A 17,390-nucleotide genomic window follows, 5' to 3' on the forward strand; every position below is an offset into this window, starting at 1 on the left:
ACAGCATTATATAGATTAAACAAGTTCTAGAAAATAATTACACCCAACAGATAACTTTAGCTTCCTTAAGTTGTCTGTTGGGTGTAGTTATAAAATTAAAATATCTATATTCTTATTTATTCTAAGATTTGTACAAGTAGGGTTAGCTCATACAAAGCAATTACGCACTTATTAAAATACTTATTTTTTTTAGTTTTTAGCACATCAATATTTTACTAAAAAACACTTATCATAGTAAATTTTTAATTTTAATTCTATCATAGTATTAATTTCTAAAGTAGATAGATTTGGATACTTATTAAAATGCAAAAAAGAAAGTCGTTTAAAAAGAAATTTTTAAACGACTTTCTTTTTTAAGAAGTTTTCTTATTAAATAATCTATATTAAATTAATATAGATATGGCTCTAAAGTTTCAATACGTCCGTCTTCTAAATATTTAATTTCTGCAACTTTTACAGAACGTAAATGTGTTACTCCTTTAGATAAACTAGAGTCATGATAAAATAAATAATCTTTTCCTTCTATATTACAAACAGAGTGATGAGATGTCCAACCAACAACTGGTTCTAAAATTCTACCACCATACGTAAATGGTCCATAAGGACTATCACTAATTCCATAACAGATAAAATGAGTATCACCTGTAGAGTAGGAGAAGTAATATTTTCCGTTATGTTTATGTAACCATGCTGCTTCAAAAAATCGTCTATCATTATCACTTGCTACTAATAAATCTCCATTTTCATCAACAATTTCAATTTCTTTTGGCTTTTCATCAAATTCTAATAAATCACCAGTCATTTTTGCAATGTATGGTAATAATGCTGGCTCATCACCTTCTGGCAGAAACGCTGTTGGGCTTTCTGGTTGGCTTGCATTAAACTCTCCAGATCTCCAACGTTGTAATTGTCCACCCCAAAGACCACCAAAGTACATATAATAACTTCCATCATCATCTTTAAAAACTGCTGGATCTATAGAAAAACTACCTTTAATTGCTTCTGGTTCTGCTTTAAACGGACCCGTAGGCGATTTACTTGTAGCTACACCAATTCTAAAAATATCATCATGTGCTTTTGCTGGAAAAAACAAATAGTAAGTACCGTCTTTTTCATTTGCATCTGGTGCCCACATTTGTTGTTTTGCCCAAGGAACATCATCTACATGTAAAGCAACACCATTATCTACCGCCTTACTATCTATACTATCCATAGAGATTACATGGTAATCTTCCATAGCAAAATGACTTCCTAAGTCATCAAAAGCTTCTCCAGCATCAATATCATGAGATGGATATATATATATCTTACCATCAAAGACATGTGCAGATGGATCTGCTGTATAAATATTAGACACTAATGGTTGCGAAATGGCTTTTTTATTTAATTCATCAAAATTGATGTGTTCTATACTATTTTCTGGCATTATATTTTTTTTTAAATTGCTCTTCTTTCTTTTAATTCTTTTTCAATTTTTAATTCCATTTTTTTATCAATTTCATAAAAATATAATAGACCTACACCTATTAAAAATGGAACTGCAGCATACAAACTAATTAATAATTTTGTACCATGAATAACTGTTTCACTTTGTACTTCTAAATGAGAATCATATCCATAGGCTCCTAAAATTGATGAAACTAAAGCACTACCAATACTAATACCTCCTTTTAAACCAACCATCATTGCAGAAAAAATAATAGCAGTGGCTCTTCTGTTTGTTTTCCACTCAGAAAAATCAGCTACATCGGCAATCATCGTCCAAAGAATTGGGGTACCAATTCCGTAGAAAAACATGTGTAAAATCTGAGTAATAAATATAAGCTCTATAGATTCTGGTTGATAAAAATAAAAAGCAATAATAAATAAGGTTGAAATAAAAAGCGAAATAGCAAAAACATTTCGTTTTCCATATTTATCTGCCAAACGTTTAGAAAGAATGATTCCTATTAACCCAACTAAAATTCCAATTCCATTAAAGACTCCTAAACCAAAAGAGGTTTCATTCTCAAAAGTGGGTAAAATTGATCTATACGGATCTAAAAACAGTCTTAATTTTTCTTCATTAACAAAGTTTTCAAAATAATAAACATAAGATCCACCTTTCATTGCTAACGTAACAAAGATTAGAGTGGTAAGTACCAACATAATTACCCAAGGTTTGTTTTTAAACAAATCAGATAAATCTTCTTTTAAACTAGATTGTTGTTCTGGCTTAGGTACTACTCTTTCTTTTGTTGTAAAAAACGTAATCAATAACATTATGGTTCCTATAATTGCCAAATAGGTCATTACGGTTTCCATACCTGCAGCTTTATCTCCATTACCTGCTTTTAAAATTAAATCGTACATAAAAACTTGTACAAAAAATTGTGCTCCTAAAACACCTACAAATCGATATGCAGATAAGCTATTACGCTCTTTCATATCTCCTGTAATAACCCCACTTAAAGCAGAGTACGGTAAATTATTTGCGGAGTATAGCAATAACAGTAAAGAATAGGTAATTACAGCATAAATAACCTTTCCTTGATACTCAAAATCTGGCGTAGTAAAAGCTAATAATGCCGTTACTCCTAAGGGTATTGCAGTCCATAAAATCCATGGTCTAAATTTACCCATTTTAGTGTTTGTTCTGTCTGCCAAAGCCCCCACTATAGGATTAAAACCAAACGCAGCTATAAGACCAACCGTTAAGGTTACTAATGCGGCATCTTCTGGCTTTAGACCATAAATATCTGTATAAAAATAAGATAGATAGGTTACTAAAGTTTGAAAAACTAAATTGGCTGCTAAATCTCCAAGAGCATAACCTACTTTTTCTTTTACAGATAATTTGTGTGAAATAGTTGTCATTTTTAGGGATTATTAGTTTGCCTTATTTTTAAGCGCAATTACATTATTGTATACTTTTTTTGGTTTATCATCTCTTCCAAAAAGTAATGGATAATTTGTTCTCCCTTTAATTGGCCAGTTATTTAACCAAGATTGTCCATCATTAACTCCCCAAAAAGTTACACGACTAATTTTATCTTGGTGTTTTAAGAAAAGATTAAAAATATCTTCATAACGTTTTGCTATTTTTAATTCAATGTCTTCTGTTAATCCATTTGGATAAGGATTCATTTTAGGGTCATTCTCGTATCTTTCATAGCTTTGCTCTACAGCTGCTCCGTCTAATTCCCAAGGATTTGGTAGTACAGTAATATCTAACTCTGTAAACATTACTTTTACACCCAAGTCTGAATATGCAATAATACTGTTTTCAATATCTTCTAAAGATGGCCCATCTAAACTCCAATGTGCTTGCATACCTACACCATCAACTTTAATTCCTTTTGCTTGTAAGTTTTTTACAACTCTAATAACTCCTTCTCTTTTTGCTGGTTTCCAAAGGTTATAATCATTGTAAACTAAATCTGCATCTGGTGCTGCTTCTTCTGCAAGTTTAAAAGCCAATTCTATATAGCTTTCTCCACCAAAAATTTTATAAAACATAGACTCTCTTGGAGATCCATCTTCATTTAAAGCTTCATTAACAACATCCCAAGAATCAATTTTCCCTTTATATCTACCTGCAATTGTATTAATATGTTTGGTAATACTATTTACTAAAGTATCTTTATTTGTAATTTCATGTACCCAAGGTGCCAATTGACTATGCCAAAGTAAGGTATGCCCTACAACATGCATGTTATTTTTATTCCCGAAAGCAACATAAGCATCTGATACTTCAAAATTAAAAGTGTCTTTTTGAGGATGAATTTGCTCCCATTTTAAATCGTTCTCTGGTGTAATAGCATTAAACTCATTAGTTATTAAAGCTGTTTGACCTGCATCTACTTCTTTAATTTGACCTGTATTAAGTGCTGTTCCTATTAAAAAGTCTTCTTTAAAACTATCTTTTAAAGAGGTCTTGTTTTGAGGTGTTTCACTAACAGTTTCTTTTTTTGCTTCTTTACAGCTTAAAAGGCAAATTGAGAGTAAGAGTAAAGTTGTATTAATTTTATTAAACATATCTAAATTGTATTTATTTGTGAATTTCTAAGGATGTCACTCTGCTATTAAGTGAGTTTTTTAAAGCTAAATTAACCAACAAATAGTTAAAAAAAAAAACGACTTGTTATAGGATTAAAATTAACTGTAATATGTAGATTACTGTAAAACAAATACTGCTTTTAGTAGAACAATTCTTGCATTACAATAACTAATTTATGTTTTAAAAGTATTACTAAATTCTAGCAATCACTTATAAACACTAAACTTATAAATAGTTCTTGAAAAATACTTTTCTTCTGGTAATAATAAAGTTGATGGAAAATTGCTTTGATTAGGACTATTTGGAAAATGTTGCGTCTCTAAACAAAACGCGGCTCTTTTTTGATATAAAATATCGTTTTTGCCTTCTAAATTATTTAGGTGATTCCCCGAATAAAATTGTACTCCGGGTTCGGTCGTATACACCTCTAAACTTCTTCCAGAATTTTCATCAATTGCCTTTGCTACAAAACCTGAATTCACATCATCTAAAACAAAATTATGATCAAAACCACTGCCTAATTCTATTTGTTGATGTTCTTTATCAACAACGTGTTCTAACTTTTTTAATTTTTTAAAATCGAAAGGAGAATTGGTAACATCCTCTAAAACTCCTACAGGAACCATTTTATCATTTACCGGTAAATAATGAGTTGCATTTATTTGAAATAAATGATTCTCTATTGATTTATTAAAATTACCCGATAAATTAAAATAAGAATGATTTGTTAAGTTTATAACGGTTTTTGCATCTGAAACTGCAGAATATTCTATTTGCAATTCATTGTTTTCTGTTAACGTATACAATACTTTTACTTCTAAGTTACCAGGAAAACCCTGGTCTAAATGTTTAGAAAAGTGAGTTAACTCTAAACTAGATGCTGATATTTGTGTTGCCTGCCAAACAATTGTATGAAAACCTTTATTACCACCATGTAATTGATTTTCTACTTCATTTTTAGGTAACAAAAACTCATTATTATCTATACTAAATTTACCGTCTGCAATTCTATTACCATATCGGCCAATAATAGCTCCAAAAAAATGATCTGGCTTTTCTAAATACTCTTTTGCCGTGTCATAGCCTAAAACAACATCTTTAAAAAGGCCCTCTTTATCTGGAGTAAATAAATTTACAACCCTACCACCATAGTTGGTAATCTGACTAACAATTCCATTTTTATTTTTTAAGGTAAATAATTTAATTCCCTGTTTCTCAAAGCCTTTAGAAAACTGATTAGCATCTATTAATTTTATCATTTTAATATAGTCTTACTTATTGTTAATTCTTTTTTAAAACCCAGTATATGCCTCCAAAAATGTGATTTAAGAAATTTTTATCTTTAAACGATTCTGGTCTATGTCCCAAAGCAGTATAAAAAGATTTCCCACCATCATACTCTTGACACCATGCAATAGGGTGTTTCTCTCCCATACCTTTTAACGGAATGTCATCATAACCTGCAGTAAAATCATAAGAAGCTTCATCAACAGTTAATAGAATATTTAGTTTCTCTAAATTCATGTTTTTAAAGTTATACCATTCATCACTGCGAAGCCATTTATTTGGTAGATGCCATGTTACCGGAGAATCATTATTCTCAACTTTTACTATTGCGGCTTGTAATTTTGGGTGATCTATAAATTTTGCTCCAACAAGACCATCAAACCAGGCATTATCCTTTTCACCATCTGATGTTGTGTGTATACCTACAAAACCTCCTCCTCGTTTCATAAATACTTTTAAAGCATCCATATGTTTTGGAGTTAAAAAATTTGCATTGGCGTTCATAAATATGACTACATCATATTCTGGTAATTTATCAATAAGATCATCTGGTCTTTGTGTCCAATCAAACTTAAACTGATTTTCTGCGGCCATTTCTTCAAAAGCCTCAACAGCAACTGGTATGCTATTGTAATGCCAAGTATCATGTTGCGTAAACAACAAAACACTAAACTGGTCTTGCCCATTAGTTTTAATCATTGTAAAGAAAAATATAGTTAATAAAAGGTATTTCATTTTAAAAAATTTCATAATTAAACGTTTATTTTAATAATTCATAATACAGATATTCCCATGCTAAACCAACACTTGTAATGGCTGGATAAGCGTAATCTTCTACTTCTCCAATAACATATTTTAAACCTGCTTTTTCTGCTGATAAAAAAATCTTATTAAAGTCTATTTTACCACTTTGCCCTAATTCTTTATAATCTTTTACATGCCAACTTATAAATCGTTTTGGATATTTTTCAAAATAATCTACAGGATTAACACCTGCAACATCCATCCAATACAAATCAGATTGAAAACTTACATATTTTGGATTGGTATTCTCTAAAAAGTACTCATAAATTATTTTTCCTTCTACCTCTAAAAACTCGTCTTTATGATTGTGAAATAGAAATTTTAAGCCTGCTTTTTCACAAAGCTTCCCTACTAAATTATAATAATCAGTATATACCTTTAACTCTGATAAAGATTTGATGTTTTTTAGATTGTTATTTGAAGTTGATAAATAAGCGACACCTGCATTTTTATGATCTAAGATTGTTTTATTCCACCACTTCTCTATTTCTTTTTCACTTTTATCAATTGGATTATAAAAAGTCATAGAACCTAAAAAACGCATGCCATTTTTTTCTACTATATCTCTAAATTCTTTTGGAGAGTAACCATAAAATTTACCTTCTTTATACACAAAGGTCTCTATATAACTATACCCCATTCTCCCTAATTGTTTCAGCGTATTTTCTGGGTTTTTATCCATTAAATCCTTTACTGAAACCAACTGAATACCAATATTTTTATCTTTTGGATTTTTCTTGATATATTTTATCTTCCAAAGTTCTTTACCTGCAGAGTCTGTTCCCTTTAAAACTACTTCTGAACTACTTAAAAAATTAAATTTTACGGTAGAAATATGTTCTCCATTTAAATTCTCATCTTTCATAATCCAAAGGTTATTTTCATAAAAAGCTCCTTTGCCTATAAAGCATTCGTTTTTATCATTAATACCTTTTGCTATAATTTTATCAGTTACAACATCATAAGAAATGAGTTCTACCAAAGTAGTTTTCCATTCATTTTTTTTACTTTCAAAAACTTCTACTTGTAAACCATTTGTAAAACCAATTGTAGGTTTTACAGTCATTTTAACCTTAGGGTTTTCACTTAAATTATCATCATTAATATTTTCTGCACCATACCAAGTACCCATATATTTTGATAATTCTTGTAACTGATTTTCTGATTTATCCTGTGCATTTACAAAGAGGCTTTGAGAAATAAAAATGCTTAAAAGAAGAAAATGTACTATTTTAGAATGTAACATTATTTTGAGTTTTATAATCTATACTAATTGCTATAGCCTTTAATATTTGAATAAAAAGAAGCTATTTATTCTTCCAATTTGTTAATTCAAATATTTTGTGAAAAATAGCTGTATTTTCATAGATCCCAGTAAATGCTTCAGAACCTGGACCAAAAGCAAACACCGGAATTAAAGTAGCAGAATGCCCTTTGGTTGAAAACGTTCCTGTAATTTCCTTATAATCGTCATAAGTGGTACCATCTTCTTTTTTCTTTGGCGTAGAAGCTAACGTAAACCCTCCGGTTTCATGATCTGCAGTTACAATAACCAAAGTATTACCATCTTTCTCTGCAAAATCTAGCGCTTTACCTACAGCGTCATCAAAATCAATCAATTCAGACACCAAATAATCAGCATCATTAGAATGGCCGCCCCAATCTACTTGCGAACCTTCTATCATCATAAAAAAACCAGCTTTAGCAGCATCTTTATTCAAAAATTCTATTCCTAATTCTGTTGCTTTAGGTAAAAAATCTCCACGTCCTTTTGCTGCTGCACTCATGTGTTCTTTAGCTAATAAGTAAGCCATTTTAGAATGCTTTTTAATTTCAGAAAAACTACCCAAAGCAGTAGTATCTACTTCAAAACCATTTACTTTTAACTCTGCTAATAAATTTTCTCCATCTTTTCTTTTATTAAGAAATTTTATACCTCCACCAGCAAAAAAGTCTACATCAGAAGTAACTAAATCTAAAGAAATATCTTCATATTGACTTCTATGTAAAACATGCGAATAAAAACTTGCCGGAGTTGCATGTTGTATTGACGAGGTAGAAATTAATCCGGTTTTAACATTTTGTGGTGATAAAATTTCTACCAAAGTTTTTAGCTTCGTAGAATCTACAGCAACACCAACTGCCCCATTGTAAGTCTTTTCTCCGGTAGAAAAAGCGGTTGCTCCTGCAGCAGAATCTGTAACATCTTCTGTTGCAGAAGAGGTTTTAATAAGCCCTATTGACTTAAACCTTGCGTAATTGGGTTTGGTTTTTTTATAATAAAATGCCGATGATACTTGAGACAAGCCAGTACCGTCTGCAATTAAAAGAATAACATTTTTAGCCTTTGGTGGCTTAACCTCTTCTTTAATAGCTATGGATTTACAGGAAATTAAAGTTACTAAAAGGGCTATAAAAATACTATATCTATACTTCATGAATTCTATTTTTATTGTTATTAATTTATATTCTTATTTTTAAACCAGTGATAAACCGCATTGTTTGTACTTTTTTTACCTGATGAAGTTGTGTACATTCCGTAAATTGTACCTACAAAACCACCTGCTTTTTTGGTACTTAAAAAAGTAGCATCAACATTTTCATTTAGAACTTGCCAATCTGTATTGTTTATGGAGTAGTAAAAATTATAATAGATTCCTTTTGCTTCTATCTTAAAAGAAATTTTATCACTCTCTTTTATTGATTTAAAAGTAATTTCTTCTGTTCCGTTTTCTGTTGATTTTAATAACTGAACCACTGGTTTATTACCTTTTAAACTCTTACAGACATAGTAATAATGTTTTTCATTTTGAAAGGCAATTAAACCCGCTTTTTCATTTTCTGCAACTGCTTTAAAAGATAAATTTGTGGTTACCTCACCAAATAAATGTTTTTGTCTATACCCAATAAAACTTGGGTTTGATGTACCTGAAGTAGTTTCTAAACGTGTATTTATAGTTAATTTTCCGTTTAAAAGTGAATACCATTTTTCTTTTGGTGTTCTTAAAAAAAGCCAGTCGAAAGCTAAAGTATCTGTCTTAAATTCATCTATAAAATCTGCATTAACAGACGGTACATTTGTAAGAGGTTTCTGTAATGTTATTTGATAATGATCTTTTACAGCATCTCCTTCTAAATCAAAAACTGGCCAATCATTTTTCCATTTTACAGGTGCCATAAAAGTTTCTCTACCTGTGTTAAAGTGGTTATCATCATCATAAGGTCTACATCCTAAAAAAACGCCCCACCAATTCCCTAAATTGTCTTCTATAATATCTGCATGCCCTGTTGATGTAATTGGGTTTTCTCTAGTATCACTTAAATTTCTTTGAGTTAAAATTGGGTTATTTTCATAACTTTTATAAGGACCTAAAACATTTTTACTTCTAAAAACAACTTCAGAATGCTCTTCTGCGGTACCACCTTCTGCAGCCATTAAATAGTAAAACCCGTTTCTATTATAAATATGCGGACCTTCTATCCAAATTGGTTTGTCTTCTGGTTTTGCTCCTTTATTTATAATTATTTTAGCTTCACCAACTGTTTTTAGGTTCTTAACATCTAATTCTATAATTTTAATAGTTCTGTGTCCGTCATATTCTGGTAAATTATTAGGAGGAGTGCTATTAAAAATAACATACGTTTTATCATCTTTATCAAAAAACAGTGCAGGATCTATACCTTCTACTTCTGGTAACCAAGTTGCGTTAGACCAAGGTCCTGCAGGGTTAGTAGCAGAAATAATAAAATTATTATTACCACCAACAATTGTGTTAATAATATAAAACACACCATTATGATGAGAAATTGCAGGTGCAAAAACTCCTTGAGAAACCTCTAAACCTTCTAAATCTAACTGTTCTGGTCTGTCTAAAGCATTTCCTATTTGTTTCCAGTTTACTAAATCATCACTTTTAAAAACAGGAATTCCCGGAAAATAAGCAAAAGTTGAATTTATTAGATAATAACTATCCCCTACTTTACAAATACTTGGGTCTGGATAAAACCCTTTTAAAACAGGATTTGTAAATGTGGTTGCTATAACTTTACTTATTACTTTTTTATCTGAACAACTTAGAATAAACGTACTGATAAATACTACTATAAAAAATTTCTTCATAACTTATTTTTTTTTATTTCTTCCTTCTGTACCCCACTATTACAAGAATGTAATAAAGAAACTGTTGTAATTATAAATATTGAATTGAAACATATACTGCAATTCATAATAAGTTATTTAAACTATTAACTGATTCTTTATTCTAAAAAAAAATCAGTTAAACTTCGTTGAAAAGTTTAACTGATTCTGTATTATTACACCTAACAAATAACTTATTTATTTCAACCCTTCTAAAAAACCATCGTAAGCAGGCTTTTTACTGTAATCTTCATTAAACATTAGTGGCCAGTCTATATGACCCCAAAAATCTGTTAGCCAAGTTTCATTATCTCTTACCCCCCATACTGTTAATGCATATTTATTTGCTAACGGTATTGAATTATAAATTTTTACAACTTCTGTAAATTTTGCTTTTTGAAGACCAGCTCTTTCTGATGTTAAAATAGTTTGATCATCATCTGGATTTGCTCTAACATCTAATTCTGCAAAATGTAGTTTTAATCCTCTAGAAACAGTACCATCTGCAACTGCTTGAATATTTGCCTTTGATGGAAAATTATAATTAATATGCATTTGAGCACCAACACCATCTATTAAATCTCCTAAATCATCAACAATATTAAACATTGCTGCTCTTTTACCAGAACTAGATGCCATGTTATAGTCATTATAAAACAACAAACAATCTGGATCTGCATCTCTTGCCCATTGATAACATTTTTTAATATAATCGTCTCCCATTTTTTGTTTAAAAACAGAATTTCTTAAAGGGTTTCCACTACCATCCTCAATAGCCTCATTTACAACATCCCAAGAAGCTACTTTACCTTTATATCTTGTTACCGTTGTTGTAATATAATTTTTAACCATTGTCTCAAACTCTGCATCTGTTCCAGAAAAGTTTTTAACCCAATCTGGTGTTGCATTGTGCCATATTAAAGCATGGCCATGTACATTAATTCCATTAGCTACTCCAAAATTTACAATAGCATCTGCAGCTGCAAAATCGAAAGTACCTTGTGATGGATGCATTCTATCCATTTTCATTTCATACTCTGAAGTAATACTTGAAAAATGTGTTTTTAAAATTTCGGCATCCATACCACCACTATTTACTTTAGATGCTCTTGTTATATTACCAACTAAAAAGGTGGTTGATACATCTTTTAAAACTCCTGCATTAGATGTAACGCAAATTCCATTAGGGCATATTCCCCCTGCACTATTAGCAACAACTACTGTTTGAACATCTTGTGTTACACCGGCTTCATTAGTCACTTTTAATGTAACACTAAAAGTTCCATCATTATCAAACCTAACTTCTTCAATTCCTGGTTGATCTAATACAAAACCATTTCCTTGACCATAATCCCATTCGCTTGTAAACTCTCCAGTTCCAACGGTTTTATTGTCTAACAAAAGCACGTTTTGGTCTGTTGGAGATATTGACATCTCAAAAGCAGCCCTAACTCTTTCTACGGGTGTTGTTATTGGCTCATCACTTTCTTCTGACCCTCCACAAGAAATAAGTACTGTTACAAAAAATAAAAGGCTTAAAATTTTAGTGATTTTCATATTTAAATATAATTTATAATACTGTTTTTTTTATCGAACATATAAAAATACTAATAACATCTTGTTTTAAACATAAAAAATGATGCATTTTCTAAAAAAAACACATCATTTTTGATATTTAATGGGATTCATTCCCTTTAACGGTAACGTTTCCTTAAAACTGAAACTATTTATTGATTTTTACATAATTGGACGCATCGTTGTTTCTAACAACAATTATATACTTCTTTTCATCTTTATTAATTAGTCCCATTCCTTTTACATCACCCGAGGCAAAAAAACCAGATTCCTTTCTTGAAGTTGCCTTAAAGGTTCCATCACCATTTCCTTGTAAAAAAACGCCATAACTTGCATCATTTCTTGGTGTTTCTACTTCAGACATATGCAAATTACCTGCAACCAAAGCATCTAAATTGCCATCATCATTAAAATCTTTAACAATAATTTCATTTATACTTGAAATTTGAACTTCTTGAGGAAGTTTGTGTACAATAAATTTTCCGTTTTTATTTTCTAAATAAATACTCGCAAACGATTTTACTTGATAGTGTAAAGCAGATTCTAATGCTTTATCAGAATAAACATCGATTAAAGTCGCTTCAGAAAAACTTTCGTAATTTTTAAATTTCTTTTTAATTCCAGGTATTTGTTGAGATGAACATGATCTACCTCTTACAGGATACTGTTTCCCTTCATTATAATAACTTAATACAATATCTTGTTTGTTATTTTTATCAAAATCATTCACATAAATATCAAAGGTTTCGTCTTGGTTTGCTTGATACTTATAATTAAGGCCATTATTACCTAAAATATAATCTGTGTCTCCATCATTATCAAAATCTCCTTGATTAATGCTCCACCACCAACCGGTAGTATTTTTATCTAAACCTAACTCTTCAGAAACATCTACAAAACCATTTTTATTATTTTTAAAAACTTTAATAGGCATCCATTCTCCAACAATTATAATGTCTTTTAAATTGTCGTCATTAATATCTGTAATTGTTGCCGATGTTGCCATTCCTAAATCTTTAAAAGGTTTTGTAAAATCATCAGAAAAGAATTCGAATTTTGGATTTCCTTTTGAACCAACATTTTTTAACATATACGTTGTGGCTGGTAATGGATATTGACCAGGTATTTGTCTACCTAAAACTAACAAATCTTCTTTACCATCATTATCAAAATCTGCATTATATACCTTTGAACCACTTGAAATAAATTTAGGTAAAGTTCCTTTTTTTGCTTTAGAAAAATTTCCCTTTCCATCATTTACATACAATCTGTCTTGTAATAATTCTGATGTTGCATCATATTCATAACCTCCACTTACAACATACAAATCATTATCTCCATCTGCATCTGCATCAAAAACGAGAGCCCCTAAGTCTTCGCTTAAAAGATCTTCTTGTAAGAAACTTGTGTTCTGTGCTTCAAACCCTGTTTTAGTTTGATAAAACATTGCTCCTAATTTTCCTTTTGCTCCTCCAATAAAATAGTCTTCTAAACCATCATTATTTAAATCTCCTATTGCTAAAGCGGGTCCTAAAGAAGATAATTTATGAGGCAATAATACCTGAGTTTCAAAATCGTCATGTACGTTTTCTTCATGTTTGTACTTTGGAAACAGGTTCTTTTCTGCTACAAATAAATTCTCTTTTTCTTCTTTATTATTGATAACAGCCGTTGTAGCATCATCATAATTAAAAACTAGATTTTTATTTACAGAAACATTATTTAAAATTTGAGTTTTACCATTTTGCCAGACAACCTTTACTTCTTCAACTTTAGAAGTTGTACCCAAACCAAAATGCAATTCTGGCGCTACGGAAGACTGAAAACCTCTGGTTAGTGTTAACTCTTGCATTTGAGTTTTATCGGCAGTTTTTACATAAACTCTATTTCCTAATCCGAATTTATTATTTAAACCTCCTTTAAATCGAACCTTTAAGAAATTGCTATTGTCGGCACTTTTGTTCTCAAAAACAGCAGCATAATCATCTATATTATTGGTAATAATTTCTAAATCTCCATCATTATCTAAATCAGCATAAACAGCACCATTAGAAAACCCTTTGTATTCAATGCCCCACTTTTTATTTGCTTTTTCAAAATTTAGATTTCCATTATTTTTAAAAATAAAATTATCTATTTTTTCTGATGGAATTTGTAAACTCATTTCTAAAGACTTGCTCACACCTACATTCGCCTCTTCTAATTTTTTAAAATAATCTCTATTATTTACTTCTCTTCGAGTACCATTTGTAATAAAAACATCTTTAAACCCATCATTATCAAAATCTGCCATTAAAGGTCCCCAGCTCCAATCTGTAGAAGAAGTACCTGTAATTCTAGAAATATTTGAAAAATATGGAATTCCATCATCAAAAACGCCAGAATTTACTTGAAAACAGTTTTGCATGTATTGATAATGAAAGCCAGCATCTACAACACTCCAAAACAAATCTGGATTCATACTTGCCATATTTGCCTTCTGTCTACGGTTACTTTTAGCATCCATATCTACCTGAAAAATATCTAAATTTCCATCATTATTAAAATCGGCAATATCAACGCCCATTCCATAAAATGCCGTATGTGCAGTTGCTTTTTTTACAACTTCTTTAAAAGTTCCATCTTTTTGATTGATGTACATTAAATCTGGCGAACTAAAATCACTAGAAACATACAAATCTTGCCAACCATCATTATTTAAATCTCCTACGGTAGCACTTAAAGATAAACCAAATGCTTTTAAACCAGCTTCATCGGTAACGTTTGTAAAAGTTCCTCCATCATTTCTATATAAATGATCCGACTCGTTTTCTTTTACGTTTTTCATTTCCATTTGATAAACAAATGCTGGGGAACTAAATTTTAAAGGAGGATAATTTGCTACATACACATCTAAGTCTCCATCATTATCATAATCAAAAAAAGTAGCATTTACACTATTTCCTTCATCTGCTAAACCATATTTTTCTGCTTGTTCTGTAAAAGTATTGTCTTTATTGTTGATGAATAACTGATTTTTTAATGTTCCAAATTTCCCTGAAACGGAACAATAGATATCTAAAAAACCATCATTATTTACATCTGCCATTGTAACCCCTGTGTGCCACTCTTTATTGCCAGAAACACCAGCTTTTTCTGTAATATCTTCAAATTGTAAGTTCCCTTTATTTAGATATAATTTATTTGAAACTTGGTTACCTGTAAAATATAAGTCTGGCAATCCATCATTGTTTATATCACCAACAGAAACACCACCACCCATATAAATATAGGAATAAGTGAAATAATTTATAGAATCGTTTTCTGTAAGAATGTTTTTAAAATCGATATTTGTATCCGTATTTTTTAACTGACTAAAAATTTGTGTAGACGCTATCTTAATTTCTTTCTTAGCCGATGTACAATTACAAAGAGTAGTTATTGTAAGCAATAATAAAATGTGTTTAAAATAAGATTTCATTTTTATATATTTTTTTTTTAAAAATAAAGATAATCCATTGTTAATATTTACACGTTTTAAACATGATGTATTGGCTATTTTTTAGTTGCTAAAAATTTATTTCATCATAATTATTTAATGATTTAGATAAATAAATATTTTGCCTCACCTTTATTAACAATCAATAACATAAATTTCTATGTTTTCTACTTTTCTTGACAGCATCATATCATCAAAATAAAACCAATTTTATTTTAAACTAATTTACTAAATTTTTAAAGAATTGTCAAGTAAATATCTACTAAACCATTCATATTAAAATTATCGGTAGCTACTCTAGCTTTAGCTAATGTGTCTATATAATTTAAGCAATTTAAATCATTGGTTTGCTTATCAAAATTTTAAAAATTTATATTCAATTTTCTCCCAGAAACAAGTATAAATTTCTCTTTTGATATGTATTATTTTATTGCTAGAAAAATACCCAAGAATAGTACGTTGTAAAAAAATATTTAGTTGAATATTGCTTATTTTTTAAAATAAAAAAAACGGCGCTTCGTTAGAATACGCCGTTTTAATCAATCAACTCAAATTTTTTATCTTTAATAGGTATTAATACCCAGGGTTTTGGTCAGCACTTGTAACGTTAGGGTTAGAAGAAATTTCCTTATCTGGTATTGGCCATAATTCATTTTTACCTGTCTGGAAACCTGTACCAGCTAAAAAGGTTGCAGCTCTGTCCCAACGAATAAGATCATCAAAACGAACTTGTTCACCTGCTAATTCTACTTTTCTTTCATGTACAATAGCTTCAAAAACTTCTGCTTTTGAAAGTGTCGTTGGTAATAAAGGAAATACTCCTCCTGCTGTTGCACCTGCTCTAGCTCTTACTCTATTTATATAACCAACTGCAATAGATTGTGATCCACCAGGTTTTAGACTTTCACATTCTGCCATCATTAACAACACATCTGAATAACGGATTACTTTCGCATTAATTCCAGATTCTTGTACTTCACTAGGTTGCTTATAATAATTTTGATATTTTCTCCAACCTCTCCCTACAGCAAAGTCAGTTGCTTTAAAGGTTTTAGTATTGTTATCATAAGAATCTCCTGCAAAATAAAATGTTGCATTTAATCTCTTATCACCAGCTTCAAAAGAATTAACTAAATCGTCTGAAGGCGCAGATCCAAACCAATCTAAGGCTCCATAATCTTGTCCTCTAAAAGTAGCATGGTTTTTACCGGTACCATCGCTACCCCATTTATTGTTAGTTCCTAAACTTAAATCATATTGCACTTCCCAAACTGATTCTATACCATGTTCTGTTTCTTCTAAAAAGTTATCTAAGAAATTAGGCTCTAAATCGTAACCAGACATTTTGTTAAATGAAGCTAACGCATCTACATATCTCTTTTGATACAATAATACTTTTCCTAAGAAAGCTTGTGCAGCACCTTTAGTAGCTCTACCGTTTTCTTCTGACTCTTTAGGCAATAAATGAATTGAAGCATCTTCTAAATCTTCAATTATTAATGCAATTATATCTGCTTTTGGGCTAATTTCCTTCCCTAAGCTTTCTGTAAAGTCTCCGTTTCTTAATAATGGAATGTCTCCAAACTTATTAACTAACAACCAATAGTATTGTGCTCTTAAAAATTTAGCTTCTGCATAGAATTTTAATCTCTTTGCATTACTTAATTCTCCTTCTGGAATTCCATCAATAATTGCCGCATTACCAATTACAAAATTTGCTTTATTGATACCTCTATAACAAGCATCCCAATAGTCTTTAATAAAAACATTTGTAGAGTTAAAGCTAAAGTCTAAAAACACTTCTTTATTTGGCTCCATACCACCACCATTAACAGCTTCTTGAGACATATTGTCATTCATAAACCACATTAACCTACCATATAAGGCACCAGGTTGTAAGTTAGCGTATGAGGCATTAACAGCAGACTGAACTTGCGTTTCGTTTGCAAAAAAAGTTTCTGGCATTACCTGGTTTGGATCTGCTAACTCTAGATCATTTGTACTACAAGAATTTATAGCAAAAACACCTGTAAGAAACAGAAATAAAATTTTATATTTTTTCATGATTA

Annotated in this window: 11 protein-coding genes; all 11 read right to left on the bottom strand. The window is 30.4% G+C overall.

All coding sequences use genetic code 11. The annotated features are described in order from the left end of the window. Nucleotides 1-388: 388 nt before the first annotated feature. Entirely contained in the window at nt 389-1,426 is a 1,038-nt protein-coding gene (locus KV700_RS09350; RefSeq protein ID WP_166384026.1) for a glycoside hydrolase family 43 protein, read from the bottom strand. 11 nt (nt 1,427-1,437) lie between these two features. Beyond that, nucleotides 1,438-2,856: an MFS transporter gene (locus tag KV700_RS09355; RefSeq protein ID WP_166384024.1), complete on the bottom strand. Its 1,419-nt coding sequence runs from the start codon at nt 2,854-2,856 to the stop codon at nt 1,438-1,440. A 12-nt stretch (nt 2,857-2,868) separates the two neighbouring features. After that, entirely contained in the window at nt 2,869-4,017 is a 1,149-nt protein-coding gene (locus KV700_RS09360; protein ID WP_166384022.1) for an endo-1,4-beta-xylanase, read from the bottom strand. A gap of 228 nt (nt 4,018-4,245) precedes the next feature. Further along, the gene (locus KV700_RS09365; RefSeq protein WP_218597718.1) at nt 4,246-5,298 is read right to left on the bottom strand and encodes an aldose epimerase family protein; all 1,053 of its coding nucleotides are present in this window, start codon (nt 5,296-5,298) and stop codon (nt 4,246-4,248) included. A gap of 22 nt (nt 5,299-5,320) precedes the next feature. Further along, a complete protein-coding gene (locus tag KV700_RS09370; protein ID WP_240914570.1) occupies nt 5,321-6,061 on the bottom strand; it encodes a ThuA domain-containing protein in 741 nt (246 codons plus the stop codon). Between the two features lie 25 nt (nt 6,062-6,086). Continuing rightward, complete coding sequence (locus tag KV700_RS09375; protein ID WP_218597719.1) at nt 6,087-7,376, bottom strand: sugar phosphate isomerase/epimerase; 1,290 nt, start codon at nt 7,374-7,376, stop codon at nt 6,087-6,089. A gap of 61 nt (nt 7,377-7,437) precedes the next feature. Then, nucleotides 7,438-8,568 carry an alkaline phosphatase gene (locus tag KV700_RS09380; protein ID WP_218597720.1) on the bottom strand — a complete coding sequence of 377 codons (1,131 nt, stop codon included), beginning with the start codon at nt 8,566-8,568 and terminating at the stop codon, nt 7,438-7,440. A gap of 20 nt (nt 8,569-8,588) precedes the next feature. Further along, nucleotides 8,589-10,250: a glycoside hydrolase family 43 protein gene (locus KV700_RS09385; protein WP_218597721.1), complete on the bottom strand. Its 1,662-nt coding sequence runs from the start codon at nt 10,248-10,250 to the stop codon at nt 8,589-8,591. Between the two features lie 216 nt (nt 10,251-10,466). Further along, complete coding sequence (locus KV700_RS09390; protein ID WP_218597722.1) at nt 10,467-11,825, bottom strand: endo-1,4-beta-xylanase; 1,359 nt, start codon at nt 11,823-11,825, stop codon at nt 10,467-10,469. Between the two features lie 166 nt (nt 11,826-11,991). Beyond that, nucleotides 11,992-15,303 (bottom strand): VCBS repeat-containing protein, encoded by a 3,312-nt coding sequence (locus KV700_RS09395; RefSeq protein ID WP_218597723.1) that lies wholly within the window; start codon nt 15,301-15,303, stop codon nt 11,992-11,994. A gap of 591 nt (nt 15,304-15,894) precedes the next feature. After that, nucleotides 15,895-17,385: a RagB/SusD family nutrient uptake outer membrane protein gene (locus KV700_RS09400; RefSeq protein WP_166384005.1), complete on the bottom strand. Its 1,491-nt coding sequence runs from the start codon at nt 17,383-17,385 to the stop codon at nt 15,895-15,897. Nucleotides 17,386-17,390 lie beyond the last annotated feature (5 nt).

This window comes from Polaribacter sp. NJDZ03 (genome assembly GCF_019263805.1).
In the GTDB taxonomy this organism is placed as follows: Bacteria; Bacteroidota; Bacteroidia; order Flavobacteriales; family Flavobacteriaceae; genus Polaribacter.

Bases quoted from the DNA above. Each gene is read 5' to 3' on its own strand.
- KV700_RS09380 (WP_218597720.1), bottom strand. From the start codon at position 8,568: ATGAAGTATAGATATAGTATTTTTATAGCCCTTTTAGTAACTTTAATT.
- KV700_RS09385 (WP_218597721.1), bottom strand. From the start codon at position 10,250: ATGAAGAAATTTTTTATAGTAGTATTTATCAGTACGTTTATTCTAAGT.
- KV700_RS09400 (WP_166384005.1), bottom strand. From the start codon at position 17,385: ATGAAAAAATATAAAATTTTATTTCTGTTTCTTACAGGTGTTTTTGCT.
- KV700_RS09370 (WP_240914570.1), bottom strand. From the start codon at position 6,061: ATGAAATACCTTTTATTAACTATATTTTTCTTTACAATGATTAAAACT.
- KV700_RS09375 (WP_218597719.1), bottom strand. From the start codon at position 7,376: ATGTTACATTCTAAAATAGTACATTTTCTTCTTTTAAGCATTTTTATT.
- KV700_RS09350 (WP_166384026.1), bottom strand. From the start codon at position 1,426: ATGCCAGAAAATAGTATAGAACACATCAATTTTGATGAATTAAATAAA.
- KV700_RS09390 (WP_218597722.1), bottom strand. From the start codon at position 11,825: ATGAAAATCACTAAAATTTTAAGCCTTTTATTTTTTGTAACAGTACTT.
- KV700_RS09355 (WP_166384024.1), bottom strand. From the start codon at position 2,856: ATGACAACTATTTCACACAAATTATCTGTAAAAGAAAAAGTAGGTTAT.
- KV700_RS09395 (WP_218597723.1), bottom strand. From the start codon at position 15,303: ATGAAATCTTATTTTAAACACATTTTATTATTGCTTACAATAACTACT.
- KV700_RS09360 (WP_166384022.1), bottom strand. From the start codon at position 4,017: ATGTTTAATAAAATTAATACAACTTTACTCTTACTCTCAATTTGCCTT.
- KV700_RS09365 (WP_218597718.1), bottom strand. From the start codon at position 5,298: ATGATAAAATTAATAGATGCTAATCAGTTTTCTAAAGGCTTTGAGAAA.